Here is a 12,519-nt window from a genome sequence, read left to right as displayed (position 1 = left end):
GACGGGCCCGGGAGGGGCCCGCCGGACGCGGGGTGGCGCGTCAGTGGGCGCCGGCGGACGCAGTGGCGCCCGCGGGGGTGGTGGCGGCACCGGACGGCGTGGCCGCACCGGTGGTGGCCGGGGCGGCCGGGGTGGTGCTGCCGGTGACCGGGGCGGTCGCGGCGGGGGTGGCGCCCTTGGTGGGCACGGCGGCCGGGGTCGCCGTCGGGCCGAAGCCCTGGTAGAGGCCCTTGTTGGGGCTCACACCGGCCTGGGCGTCGACCTTCTGACCGTCCTTGAAGGTGAACGAGGCCGGGACGAAGCCGCCGACCTGGACACCGACCGAGGCGACCTTGGCGGACGGGTTGCCGGCGCCGCCGATCGCCACGGCGCCGCCGGCCGGGACGACGATGGTGGACAGCGGGGCGCCCGCCGCGTCGGTGAACGCGGCGGTGGCACCGTTTCCGACGGTGATGGACTGCAGCTCAGCCGGGGTGCTGCCGGTGTTGGAGATGTTGACGGTCACGTTGGCGGGACCGGTGTGCTCGCCCGAGGACTCGTCCCCGGTGACGACCACGATGTTGTTCAGCCGGAGGTTCGTTCCGAGGGTTGCCGCCGCGTTGTCGGGCTTGACCTGCAGCGTGTCCGGCGTGTTGCCGGCGGCGCAGGAAGACAGCGAGGCGATGGCGATGGCGGCGATGGCGGCGATGCTGCCGCGTCGAAGGCTGCGGCTCACGGCGGCGGCTTCTCCTAAGTCACGTGTCGGTAGGTCAGGTCTCAGATTATCGACCTCACTTATGCGGTCCTCACGGGGTGGTCCCCGTGTCGCACTCCTGAGGCCCGTGGGGCGGCCGTCCGGCCGCATCCGTGGCGTGTCCAGATCACTCTCGGGACAGACTTCGACCAAGATCGAATAACGATGTGGATACGGCCCGATAAACGGTGAAGGCCCAAGATCCAATCACGGTTTCGCGGGTGTTGCACAAGGTTTCGCTGAGCGCCGGAACGGCCTCCGACCTGCGGGAAGCCTCTCTCGAACATCGGTCGCAGCACGTCATGGGGGTCCTTGTCAAGCCCCGAGACCGGCCCTGACCTGCGAAAACGCCCTTCGGGTGCGCCGAAAAGCGTGTTATTCTGGAAAGCCACGGAAGGGGTCCTGTCACATGACGTTCAAGGTTGGCGACACGGTGGTCTACCCCCATCACGGGGCTGCGCTGATCGAGGCCATCGAAATTCGCCAGATCAAAGGTGTGGACAAGACCTACCTGGTGCTCAAGGTGCAGCAGGGAGACCTGACGCTCCGCGTGCCCGCCGAGAACGCGGAGTTCGTCGGCGTGCGCGATGTAGTCGGCCAGGAGGGTCTGGACCGGGTCTTCGAGGTGCTGCGCGCACCGTACACCGAAGAGCCGACCAACTGGTCCCGTCGCTACAAGGCGAACCTGGAGAAGCTCGCCTCGGGTGACGTTATCAAGGTCGCCGAGGTTGTGCGCGACCTCTGGCGTCGTGAGCGCGAGCGCGGTCTGTCGGCTGGCGAGAAGCGGATGCTCGCGAAGGCGCGCCAGATCCTCGTCAGCGAGCTCGCGCTGGCGGAGAACACCAACGAGGACAAGGCGGAGACGCTGCTCGACGAGGTGCTTGCCTCGTAGTGCAGTCGGGCTACCGCCCACCGCTCACAGCGCCCGGTGTCGGCGCGCCGCTCCCAGGACGAAGCGTCCGGGGGTGGTGCAGTGGCACTTCGGGCGCTGAGGCGTGTCCGGACGACGCCCCCGGCCCGAGCCGGTCCAGGCCCACAGGACCACTCCGCCCCGCAAGACGCCTTGCAAGACCGATTCTGCGGGTTGTGCGGCGGACGGTGGACCGTGGTTCTTCGGAAGGGGCCCGTTGCGCCCGCCGGGCACGCCAAGGCCATACCCACTTCGCCGAAGGAGTGAAACCTGAACGCCGCAGCAGCAGTCGCAGCAGCAGTGGTGCCCGCCGCCGGACGCGGTGAGCGGCTGGGGCCCGGCGCCCCGAAGGCCCTGCGGGAACTGGGCGGTGTGCCGCTCCTGGTGCACGCCGTGCGGGCGCTGGCCCGCAGCCGGGCGGTCGGCCTGGTCGTGGTCGCCGCGCCCGCCGACGGGGTGGCCGAGGTGGTCGCCCTGCTGGACAGCCACGGGCTGGACGACAAGGACATCCGGGTGGTGGCCGGTGGCGCGACCCGCCAGGAGTCGGTCCGGCTCGGCCTGGCCGCGATCCCGGCCGAGGTGGAGGTCGTCCTGGTGCACGACGCGGCCCGCCCGCTCGTCCCGGTCGAGGTGGTGGACGCCGTGGCGGCCGCCGTCCGGGCCGGAGCCGAGGCGGTGGTGCCGGCGGTGCCGCTGGCCGACACGGTGAAGCGGGTCGAGCCGAGCCCGGGTCGCCCCGAGCCGGTGCTCGACACGCCCGACCGGTCCACCCTGCGTGCGGTGCAGACCCCGCAGGGCTTCGACCGGGCCACCCTGGTCGAGGTGCACGCCAAGGCCCTGGCCGAGGAGGCCGCGGGCGCCGCCGACACGCCGTCGGTCACCGACGACGCCGGCCTGGTGGAGCGCTACGGCGGCCGGGTCGTCGTGGTGCCCGGCCACGAGGAGGCGTTCAAGGTCACCCGTCCGCTGGACCTCGTGCTCGCCGAGGCCGTACTCGCCCGCCGGAGGGCCTCCGATGCCTACTGATCCGCTGTCCACTGACGTGTCGGCCACCGAGTCGCCCGCTCCCGAGCCGTCGGCTCCCGCACTGCCGCGCATCGGCATCGGCACCGACGTGCACGCCTTCGAGGCCGGTCGCCCGCTCTGGGTGGCCGGACTGGAGTGGCCGGACGCCGAGTTCGGGCTCTCCGGGCACTCGGACGCCGACGTCGCCGCGCACGCCGCCTGCGACGCGCTGTTCTCGGCCGCCGGAATCGGCGACCTGGGCGCGCACTTCGGCACCGACCGGCCGGAGTGGGCCGGCGCGTCCGGAGTGAAGCTGCTCGGCGAGGCGGCCCGGCTGGTGCGTGCGGCGGGCTTCGAGATCGGCAACATCGCGGTCCAGGTGATCGGCGTCCGGCCGAAGATCGGCAAGCGGCGGGTCGAGGCGCAGGCCGCGCTGTCGGACGCGGCCGGTGCGCCGGTGTCGGTGTCCGGCACCACCACCGACGGCCTGGGCCTGACCGGCCGGGCCGAGGGGCTGGCCGCGATCGCCACCGCCCTGGTGTACGAACGGCGTTGAGCCCGTCGGTCCGGGGCGGGCCGGGGGCCGGCCGGGAAGGTCCGGTGCGGGGCCGGCACAGGTCCGGTGCGAGGTCGGGAATTAATCCACGGTGACGGGTGTTCAGGAGCCGGTGTCAGGGCCCGGATCGATACGGTTCGGTGCGGGCCCGGGCGCAGGCTCCGCCTGGCAGTGGCCCGACCTCCGACCCGACCGACCGGAAGAAGGTCTCCGATGACCACCCAACTCTCCGACCGCGCCAAGGCCTTGATCGACGGCAAGAGCTTCGCCGTGGTCTCCACCATCCAGCCCGACGGCAGCCCCCAGTCCTCGGTGGTCTGGGTGGAGCGCGACGGCGAGGACATCCTGTTCTCCACCGTCGAGGGCCGTCGCAAGCACCTCAACCTGCTGAAGGACCCGCGCATCTCGCTCGTGGTCAACCCGCCGGAGAGCCCGTACGAGTACCTGGAGGTGCGCGGCTCGGCCACCCTCACCACCGAGGGCGGCCGCGAGTTGATCAACCGGTTGGCCGCCAAGTACCGCGGTGAGGACGTCTACACCTTCGACGGACCGGAGGACGTGCGGGTGATCGTCCGGCTCACCCCGCGCAAGGTGGCCGGCGGCATCTGACCCCGGAGGAGCGGGTGCCTCCGACCGGACGCGGCGGGGAAACGCCCTTGTCGCGGTATTGACATTCGGGAATGTCGCGGGGCACCCCCTCCTGCCCACTACGCTTGACGCTGTGAGCATTCGCCTGTACGACACCAGCACCCGCCAGGTACGCGACTTCGTCCCGCTTGTACCGGGCTGTGTCTCGATCTACCTGTGCGGCGCTACCGTCCAGTCGGCGCCTCATATCGGGCACATCCGGTCCGGGCTCAACTTCGACATCATGCAGCGGTGGTTCGCCTACCGCGGCTACCAGGTGACCTTCGCCCGGAACGTCACCGACATCGACGACAAGGTGATCGCCAAGGAGCGCGAGCTCGGCACCCCGTGGTGGCAGATCGCCTACGAGAACGAGCGCGCCTTCAACGACGGCTACACCGCGCTCGGCTGCCTGCCGCCGACCGTCGAGCCGCGGGCCACCGGGCACATCCCCGAGATGGTCGAGATGATGCAGGGGCTCATCGCGAAGGGCCACGCCTACGCGGCGGACGGCAACGTCTACTTCGACGTGAAGTCGTACCCCGACTACCTCGCGCTCTCCAACCAGAAGCTGGCCGACCTGCGCCAGCCCTCGGCCGAGGGCGAGACCGGCAAGCGCGACCACCGCGACTTCGCGATGTGGAAGGCCGCCAAGCCGGGCGAGCCGAGCTGGGAGACCCCGTGGGGCCGCGGCCGTCCCGGCTGGCACCTGGAGTGCTCGGCGATGGCCCACAAGTACCTCGGCCCGGCCTTCGACATCCACGGCGGCGGGCTGGACCTGATCTTCCCGCACCACGAGAACGAGATCGCCCAGTCCAAGGCCTACGGCGACGACTTCGCCAACTTCTGGGTGCACAACGCCTGGGTCACCATGGCCGGCGAGAAGATGAGCAAGTCGCTGGGCAACTCGGTGCTGGTCTCCGAGATGGTCCAGCGCTGGCGGCCGATCGTGCTCCGCTACTACCTGGGCGCCCCGCACTACCGCTCGATGATCGAGTACAGCGAGGAGTCGCTGCGTGAGGCCGAGGCCGGTTTCGGCCGGATCGAGGGCTTCATCCAGCGCACCATCGAGCGCTGCGGGACGGTCGACGCCGCACCCGAGGTGCCGCCGGCCTTCGCCGAGGCGATGGACGACGACCTGGGCGTGCCGCAGGCGTTGGCCGTCGTGCACACCGCCGTCCGCCAGGGCAACAGCGCCCTGAACGCGGACGACAAGGAGAACGCGGTGGCGCGACTCGCCGAGGTCCGTGCGATGCTCGGAGTGTTGGGTCTCGACCCGCTCGACCCGCAGTGGGCCGGGACGGAGCGCGGCGAGGCTGGGACACTGAAGAGCATGCACGGTGTGGTCGACTCGCTGGTCCGCCTGGTCCTGGACCAGCGGCAGGCGGCGCGGCAGCGTAAGGACTTCGCCACCGCGGATGCCATCCGCGACCAGCTCGGCCTCGCCGGGCTGGTGATCGAGGACACCCCGTCCGGCCCGCGCTGGACGATCAACAGCCAGTAACCCCATCTGACGATCGGGGTGAGGGTGGGCCGTACCGGACCGGTGCGGCCCTCCCGCATGACGTAGCGCATGCCGTCGGCCGCCGCCGGACAGAACGGGGCGGCCGGGCATGCCGAACAGACAGGATGTACAGCCATGGCCGGCAACAGTGCGCGCAGGAACCGCCGCAACCCCGGATCGAAGAAGGGCGCGTCTGTCGGTACCGGCGGGCACAGCCGCAAGGCGCTCCAGGGCAAGGGCCCGACCCCGCCCGGGGAGGAGCGCAAGGGCCACCCGAAGCAGCGCGCCGCCAACGCCGCGATCAAGCGCGAGCGGGACGCCAAGGCCCGCGCCGGCATGCGCCGGTCCGGCGGTGGCGGGCGCGGCGGCCGCGGCGGCGCGGGTGCCGCCGAGCTGGTCTTCGGCCGCAACTCGGTGGTCGAGGCCCTGAAGGGCGACGTGCCGGCCACCGCGCTGTACGTCATGCAGTTCATCGACACCGACGACCGCGTCCGCGAGGCCTTCCAGGCCGCCAACGACCGTGGCATCCCGCTGATGGAGGCCCCGCGCCCGCAGCTGGACCAGATGACCGGCGGGCTCAACCACCAGGGCCTGGTGCTCCAGGTCCCGCCGTACGAGTACGCGCACCCCGAGGACCTGCTGGGCGAGGCCGCCGACGCCGGCCAGGACGCGCTGATCATCGCGCTGGACGGTGTCACCGACTCGCGCAACCTCGGCGCCGTGGTCCGCTCCGCCGCCGCCTTCGGCGCACACGGCGTGGTCATCCCCGAGCGCCGCGCGGCCGGCATGACCGCCGGTGCCTGGAAGACCTCCTCCGGCGCCGCCGCCCGGCTGCCCGTCGCCCGGGCCACCAACCTCACCCGCACCCTGGAGGCCTACCAGAAGGCCGGCCTGATGGTGGTCGGCCTGGCCGCCGACGGCGAGGCCGAGCTGGGCGACCTGGAGCTGCTGACCGGCCCGGTGGTGATCGTCGCGGGCAGCGAGGGCAAGGGCCTGTCCCGGCTGGTCTCGGAGACCTGCGACATGCGGGTGCGGATCCCGATGTCCGGGCTGACCGAGTCGCTGAACGCCGGTGTCGCGGCGGGCATCGTGCTGTACGAGGCCGCGCGGCTGCGGGCCAAGCGCTGACCCCTGGCGCACCGGCGGCCGCCGCAGCACGGGCCGCCGCCGGAGCGCGGGTCGCCGCCGGGGGCGCAGGCCGTTGCCGCAGCACGGGTCGCCGCCGCAGCACACGCGGTGGCCGGTGCGCAGGGGATCTTCTGAATTCTCCGCAGTCCGAGTGAAAAGCGATCGGGCCCGACCGGGCTCGATCGCTTTTCTCATGATCATTTCAAGCAGGCGCCGGACATCCACTCGGGAGAGTGTCCTAAGCGGCCGTCACCCGGTTAGACGGGCGTGGACACCAGAACACCTCGGCGCCCCCTGTTCGGCGGCGGCAGCACCGGGATAGACGCGGGCCCCGGCCTTGACACGGTCAAGGTGCCGTCCGACCCCGCGCGCCTCAGCAACACGCAGGCGAGCTTCCGGCTCCGGCTCGGCGCCCCGGTGCCGCCGCTGATCGAGGCCCCGGCCGGACTGCTGTCCACCGGTGCCGCGTTCGGCGACCCGTACGCGAACCAGGGCCTGATCCGCCGTCCGCTGGTCACCCCGCAGGTCGTCGTGCCCGCCTCCGCCGTCCCGGCGATGGCGGGGGCCGCCGGGGGCGGTGCGCCGCGCCGCAAGGGCCGGGTCACCGCCGTCACCTGGACCGGGCAGGCGCCCCCCGGGGACCTCGCGGCCACCCAGCTGCTGGAGGCCGTCCGGCTCACCGGTTCCGCCTCCGGGGGCGTCGGCCTGGCCGAGTCGGACACCCGGGTGATCCCGACCTACTCGGGTGCCCGGACCGTCCCGCGCCAGCCCCGGACGGGTGCCGGCACCGCCACCTACGCGGGCGTCGGCCCGGTCGGCGCGCCGCAGGGCTGGACCCCGAGCGGCGAGTTGCCCGAGGTCTCCGCGACGGCCGCCGAGGGTCGGCAGGCCTGGTACCCCGGACGCCGGGTCGACCTCGGCCTGGTCCTGCTGCCGCTGCGCGCCGTCCTCGGCTCGCTGTCCGTCTACGCCGGGTTCAGCAAGCTCTGCGACCCGGTGTACTTCGACGGCGGCGAGCGCGGCTCGATGATGCGCTGGCTCGCCTCGCTGCACCCCTGGAAGGTCGCCGAGCCGCTGCTGGCCTTCGCCATGGCGCACCCGGTCGGTGCCGGCCTGGCGGTGTCGTTCACCGAGATCGTGGTCGGTGTGCTGACCGTCCTCGGCCTCTGGCAGCGGCTCGCGGCCGGGGCGGCGATGCTGCTCTCCGCCGCGCTGCTGTTCACCGTCAGCTGGCGGGCCGTGCCGGTCTACGACACGCCCGACCTGATCTTCCTGGCGGCCTGGAGCCCGCTGCTGATCGCCGGCGCGCCGTTCGCCTCCCTGGACGGGCGGCTCAACCTGGAAGCCTGGCGGCGGTACGGCGCGGACGCGCCCGCCGCGCTGCGCCGACGGGTGCTGCGCCGCGGCACGGTGGTCACCACGGTCGTCGTCGGGCTGACCCTGCTGCTCGGCTCGATGCTCGGCGCGGCGGTGCGCACCGGCGCCCGGCCGCACCAGGCGCCGGCCCGTCCGGCCACCGACTACGGCACGCCGGTCTGGCCGGGCGGCGCCCCGACCGGCACCCCGGGCGGCCAGGGCTCGTCCACCTCGCCCTCGCCCGCCGCCCCGCGACCGGCCACCCCCACACCGAGCCCGACCGCTCCGCCCTCCTCCGCCCCGGCCTCCCGGCCGACCGGTCCGACGCCGAGCGGCAAGGGGCACTCCACCAAGGCGGAGAGCGGGGCCGGTGCGAGCCCGGCCGCGTCGTCCGCCGGCGCGCCGCCGGCCGGCTCCTCGCCCGCCCAGCGCAGCACCCCGGCCCCCGGCGGCTCGGGGACGGCGTCCAAGCCGAGCCCGAGCTCCGGGGCGGGCTCCGGGCTGCTCGGCGGGGTGCTGGGCAGCGCCCCGCTGGCCGACCTGTCCGGCGGCGCCCGCTCCTCCCGCCCGGGGGCGCCTACGTCCACCTGAGGGGTCTGACGGTTCGCGGACGCGGTCGGCTGGGTGCTCCATGGCGGAGCACCCGGCCGATTGCCGTTGCCGTTGCCGCTCGCTGCTGCTGCTCGTGCCTCGAGGGGTTGCCGCTTTGCCGTTTGTGCCCGGGGGCGTCACTGTGGGGCGCGGCCGGCCCCGGCGGCGAGCTCCTTGGCGGCCTCGGTGAGGTCCTTCGCGGTGTCGATGGCGCGCCAGTACACGCCCTGCGGCAGCTGGTAGCCCGCCAGCCGCTTGCTGCGCGCCAGTTGCGGGAACGTGGTGCGTTCGTGGTCGCCCACGTCCGGCAGCAGCTCGGCGAACTCCGGGCTGAAGACGTACAGCCCGGCGTTGATCAGGAACGGCGAGGGCGGTGCCTCGATGAAGTCCAGCACGTTGCCGAACTGGTCGGTCTCCACCGCCCCCCACGGGATCCGCGGCCGGGCCAGCGCGAGCGTCGCGACGGCGTCCCGCTCGTGGTGGAAGGCGGCCATATCGCGCAGGCTGAACCGGGTCCAGATGTCGCCGTTGGTGGCGTACCAGGGCTCGTCCGGGCGGGGCAGCGCCTTGGCCGCGTACTTGAGGCCGCCGCCGCGCCCGAGCGGCTCCTCCTCGACCACCGTGCGGACGCGCAGCGGCAGGTCCGCCTTGTCGAGCCACTCCTCCAGCACGTCGGCGAGGTGCCCGCAGGAGACCACCACGTCGGTGACGCCCTCGGAGGCCAGCCAGGCCAGCTGGTGGCCGAGGATCGGCGTGCCCGTTCCCGGGATCTCGACCAGCGGCTTGGGGCGGTCGTCCGTGTAGGGCCGCAGTCGCGAGCCCTGGCCGCCGGCCAGGATCACGGCCTGGGTGACGGGCGTCGTGGTCGGCCGGGGCGGCGGGGACGTGAGGTCGGCGGTGGGGCCGGAGTCAGCGGTCATGCCTGAACAATAAGGCGCCCACCGGGCCGGTCGGCCGGAGCCGCGGACGCCGGTTGGGGCCGCCGGTTGAGGTCGCGGGCTGGGGCCGTGGGGGTCGGCCGGATCCGCCGCGGGGCAGCCCGAGCCGCTGACGTCGTCAGCCGGCGATGCCCGCCGCGAACGACCCGTCGCAGACCGGGCGGGCGAACGACCGGGCCCGCTGCACGTCGCCCTGGTACTTGCGCACCGCGGCCTTGCCCAGCTCGGTGGCGAGCGAGGTGCAGTACGGCGTCAGCGACGGCTGCTCGCGCATCGAGCGCTCCAGCAGGTCCAGTGCGGCGGACGGGTTCTTCGCCCGCAGCTCGTCCAGCAGCACCACCCGCAGCGACTCCTGCGGGGCGAGCCCGTCCGAGGACGTGCCCGCGGCCGCGTTGGTGGCGGTGTTGGGGGCGGCGTTGGTGGTGGCGGAACGCCCGATCCCGGCACCGTCACCGCTGGACGCCGCCACGACCTGCTGGTCGAGGCCGGTCGGCGGGGCCCACGGCACCCGGGTCACGGCGAGGGTGCCGGTGGTCACCAGGACGACCGGCAGGGTCAGGGCGACGGTCTGGCCGATACGGCGCACAAGCTGCTTCACCCTCAGGAGAGTAGCGGTGGGTGCGGGTGGGGTCGCCCTCCGTTACACCATCGAGTGACACCGTGTCCGGTTTCGTCCCCACACCGTGTTGACGCGGGGGTGTACGGACGGAGCCCGCCGGACCGGGAGTGGTCCGACGGGCTCCGCGTGGTGGCTCGCCCGGACGACCGGGCACGCCGTGCTCAGCTGCTCAGGCGGGCACCCGAGCTGGTGGAGAACACGTGGGTCTCGTTGGCGATCGGCACGACGTGGATCGTCTCGCCGCGGGCCGGGATCTGCCGGCCGTGCACGCGGACGACCAGCTCCTTGTCCTCGCCGCCGATCTTGGTGGTGCCGTACACGAAGCCGTCCGAGCCGAGCTCCTCGACCACGTTCACGGTCACCGCGACGCCCTCGATGCCGCCCGCCGGGACGATCTCGAAGTGCTCCGGGCGGATGCCGACGGTCACCGACTTGTCGGTGCCGGCGCCGGCCAGGTCGTCACGCGAGACGTTGACCACCGAGCCGCCGAACTTCACGCCGCCGTCCACCAGCGGCACCTCGACCAGGTTCATCGCCGGCGAGCCGATGAAGCCGGCCACGAACAGGTTGGCGGGCTTGTCGTACATGTTGCGCGGGGTGTCGACCTGCTGCAGCACGCCACCCTTGAGCACCGCGACCCGGTCGCCCATGGTGAGCGCCTCGGTCTGGTCGTGGGTGACGTACACCGTGGTGATGCCCAGGCGGCGCTGCAGGCCGGCGATCTGGGTACGGGTCGAGACGCGCAGCTTGGCGTCCAGGTTCGACAGCGGCTCGTCCATCAGGAAGACCTGCGGCTGGCGCACGATCGCGCGGCCCATCGCGACACGCTGGCGCTGACCGCCCGACAGCGCCTTCGGCTTGCGGTCCAGGTACTCCGTCAGGTCGAGGATCTTCGCGGCCTCCTCGACCTTGGTGCGGATCTCCGCCTTGTTCACGCCGGCGATCTTGAGCGCGAAGCCCATGTTCTCGGCGACGGTCATGTGCGGGTACAGCGCGTAGTTCTGGAACACCATGGCGATGTCCCGGTCCTTCGGCGGCAGGTGCGTGACGTCCCGGTCGCCGATCCGGATCGAGCCGCTGTTGACGTCCTCCAGACCGGCCAGCATGCGCAGGCTGGTCGACTTGCCGCAGCCCGACGGGCCGACCAGCACGAGGAACTCGCCGTCCGCGATCTCCAGGTCCAGCGCGTCCACCGAGGGCTTGTCCGCCCCGGGGTAGACACGGGTCGCCTGCTCGTACGTGACAGAAGCCATGGTCGTACTCTCCTCCACCGGCAGGAACGTGCCGGACGATCCGAGTAAAGGGGGATTCGTTCGTCTCCATCAGCCCGCCCAGTGGTCTGAACCACCACACGAACCGACTTCCGGCGACGCTACCTGCGCTTCCGCGGCTTGTCAGCCCCCAGCCCGCCCGATTTCGGCATCGGTTCCATCACGCCCACCCCACTCCACCAACCCCCGGATATCCCCACACCCCACCACCCCGGCCCGGTAGACTGCCCCCGGTGCCGCCGTGATCCATCGCGGACGGTCACCGTGCCTCCTTAGCTCAGCTGGCCAGAGCACCGCTCTTGTAAAGCGGGGGTCGTCGGTTCGAACCCGACAGGGGGCTCTCGTTTCCACCCCGGATGAGCTGCAGCTTTGGCCTTCTGGGGGGCTTCGTCACCGGCCTCGGACTTCTCGTCCGGGGCCGTTTGCGTGAGCGGATGGCCCGGTGGGCTGGGGGAAGTTGTGGGGTAAGGAGTCCTTACCCCGGCCCACGCCCCTTGGGGCGGAGCACGTTGTCGCGTTGGATATCCCAAGGGCTACCCAACGCGCCGCCCTCGACCAGGGGGTCGAGGGCCGGTCATCTGGTGATCGCGGAGAGCCGCCTTCGCAGGGGCTTCTCCAGGTCGAGGTTGTCCCCTCGAGTAGTGGTCTGCAGCAGTTCAGTGATGACGACCAGTTCGGCGAACTGCCCGGCCGGCGTGTCGAGGATATGGGCGAGTTGGTGACGGACCTGGGCGGCGGTGTCCGGCACGAGGAGGCTGTACGAGTGCAACAGCGCCGCGTCGTACCCGGCAGGCGCGGTGCCCCAGCCTTCCCAGTCGAGGACCGTGAGGGTTGGGCCCGTGAGGTTGGCCCAGTGCAGGTCACCGTGGGCCGTCGTCCAGGTGGGCACTGCGGTGTCGATCGGGATGCCCAGGTACTGGGGCATGGCGCGGTCCAGGTATTCCTGCCGGACCGCCACCCGGTCGCTGGGAACGGTGGCAATGGCGTCGAGGGCGGTGCTGAGCCCGTCCCACCAGGCGTCGTCCAGATCGGGCGCTTCCCGGAGGATCGGCTCGTGGGTAGTGATGGTAGAGGTGGCGATTTTGTCGTACAGCTCCGCCAGGTAGCCGTGCCCGTCCTCGGTCCAGGTACGCCGCTCCCGCAGGCGCGGCCTAGGTACCGCAGGAGGCATGAGCCGTTCTGCCTCCTGCGGTCCCTCCCAGAGCTTCCCGCCGGCCCTGTCGGCCGGGGCGGACACCAGGCGGAGCCAGCGCTCGCCGGACGCCGTGGCAACCGGCCGGC

Annotated in this window: 12 protein-coding genes and 1 tRNA gene; 8 read left to right on the top strand and 5 right to left on the bottom strand. The window is 72.4% G+C overall.

Annotated features, from left to right (window positions below; all coding sequences use genetic code 11):
• Positions 1 to 40: 40 nt before the first annotated feature.
• Complete coding sequence (locus tag P3T27_RS07665; RefSeq protein WP_280675584.1) at positions 41 to 715, bottom strand: DUF461 domain-containing protein; 675 nt, start codon at positions 713 to 715, stop codon at positions 41 to 43.
• A gap of 427 nt (positions 716 to 1,142) precedes the next feature.
• Between P3T27_RS07665 and P3T27_RS07660 the strand changes: the two genes are divergently transcribed.
• The 7 genes from P3T27_RS07660 (at position 1,143) to P3T27_RS07630 (ending at position 8,410) form a co-directional block, all read left to right on the top strand.
• The gene (locus P3T27_RS07660; RefSeq protein ID WP_030244332.1) at positions 1,143 to 1,625 is read left to right on the top strand and encodes a CarD family transcriptional regulator; all 483 of its coding nucleotides are present in this window, start codon (positions 1,143 to 1,145) and stop codon (positions 1,623 to 1,625) included.
• A gap of 288 nt (positions 1,626 to 1,913) precedes the next feature.
• On the top strand, positions 1,914 to 2,669 hold the full coding sequence (ispD, locus tag P3T27_RS07655; protein WP_280675805.1) for a 2-C-methyl-D-erythritol 4-phosphate cytidylyltransferase: 756 nt from the start codon (positions 1,914 to 1,916) through the stop codon (positions 2,667 to 2,669).
• Positions 2,659 to 3,204, top strand: a complete 546-nt coding sequence (ispF, locus tag P3T27_RS07650; protein WP_280675582.1) for a 2-C-methyl-D-erythritol 2,4-cyclodiphosphate synthase — start codon at positions 2,659 to 2,661, stop codon at positions 3,202 to 3,204. The genes ispD and ispF overlap by 11 nt, the downstream gene beginning before the upstream one ends.
• Before the next feature lie 213 nt (positions 3,205 to 3,417).
• On the top strand, positions 3,418 to 3,813 hold the full coding sequence (locus P3T27_RS07645) for a PPOX class F420-dependent oxidoreductase (protein ID WP_280675580.1): 396 nt from the start codon (positions 3,418 to 3,420) through the stop codon (positions 3,811 to 3,813).
• Positions 3,814 to 3,925: 112 nt separating this feature from the next.
• The gene (gene cysS, locus P3T27_RS07640; protein WP_280675578.1) at positions 3,926 to 5,335 is read left to right on the top strand and encodes a cysteine--tRNA ligase; all 1,410 of its coding nucleotides are present in this window, start codon (positions 3,926 to 3,928) and stop codon (positions 5,333 to 5,335) included.
• Positions 5,336 to 5,470: 135 nt separating this feature from the next.
• Positions 5,471 to 6,463 (top strand): 23S rRNA (guanosine(2251)-2'-O)-methyltransferase RlmB, encoded by a 993-nt coding sequence (rlmB, locus tag P3T27_RS07635; RefSeq protein WP_280675576.1) that lies wholly within the window; start codon positions 5,471 to 5,473, stop codon positions 6,461 to 6,463.
• A gap of 351 nt (positions 6,464 to 6,814) precedes the next feature.
• The gene (locus tag P3T27_RS07630; RefSeq protein ID WP_280675574.1) at positions 6,815 to 8,410 is read left to right on the top strand and encodes a DoxX family membrane protein; all 1,596 of its coding nucleotides are present in this window, start codon (positions 6,815 to 6,817) and stop codon (positions 8,408 to 8,410) included.
• Between the two features lie 137 nt (positions 8,411 to 8,547).
• On the opposite strand, the gene P3T27_RS07625 is transcribed toward P3T27_RS07630, so the two are convergent.
• The 3 genes from P3T27_RS07625 to ugpC form a co-directional block, all read right to left on the bottom strand.
• Entirely contained in the window at positions 8,548 to 9,330 is a 783-nt protein-coding gene (locus P3T27_RS07625) for a nucleotidyltransferase family protein (RefSeq protein ID WP_280675572.1), read from the bottom strand.
• Positions 9,331 to 9,466: 136 nt separating this feature from the next.
• Positions 9,467 to 9,946 (bottom strand): hypothetical protein, encoded by a 480-nt coding sequence (locus P3T27_RS07620; protein WP_280675570.1) that lies wholly within the window; start codon positions 9,944 to 9,946, stop codon positions 9,467 to 9,469.
• 182 nt (positions 9,947 to 10,128) lie between these two features.
• Positions 10,129 to 11,220, bottom strand: coding sequence for a sn-glycerol-3-phosphate ABC transporter ATP-binding protein UgpC (ugpC, locus tag P3T27_RS07615; RefSeq protein ID WP_280675568.1), 1,092 nt, complete (start codon positions 11,218 to 11,220; stop codon positions 10,129 to 10,131).
• A gap of 284 nt (positions 11,221 to 11,504) precedes the next feature.
• Between ugpC and P3T27_RS07610 the strand changes: the two genes are divergently transcribed.
• Positions 11,505 to 11,578, top strand: a tRNA-Thr gene (locus P3T27_RS07610).
• Positions 11,579 to 11,812: 234 nt separating this feature from the next.
• Here P3T27_RS07610 and P3T27_RS07605 read toward each other — a convergent pair.
• On the bottom strand, positions 11,813 to 12,409 hold the full coding sequence (locus P3T27_RS07605; protein WP_280675566.1) for a hypothetical protein: 597 nt from the start codon (positions 12,407 to 12,409) through the stop codon (positions 11,813 to 11,815).
• Between the last annotated feature and the right edge of the window lie 110 nt (positions 12,410 to 12,519).

The sequence above is a fragment of the Kitasatospora sp. MAA19 genome (assembly GCF_029894125.1).
In the GTDB taxonomy this organism is placed as follows: domain Bacteria; phylum Actinomycetota; class Actinomycetes; order Streptomycetales; family Streptomycetaceae; genus Kitasatospora.
This window is presented reverse-complemented; position numbering and strand designations above follow the sequence as displayed.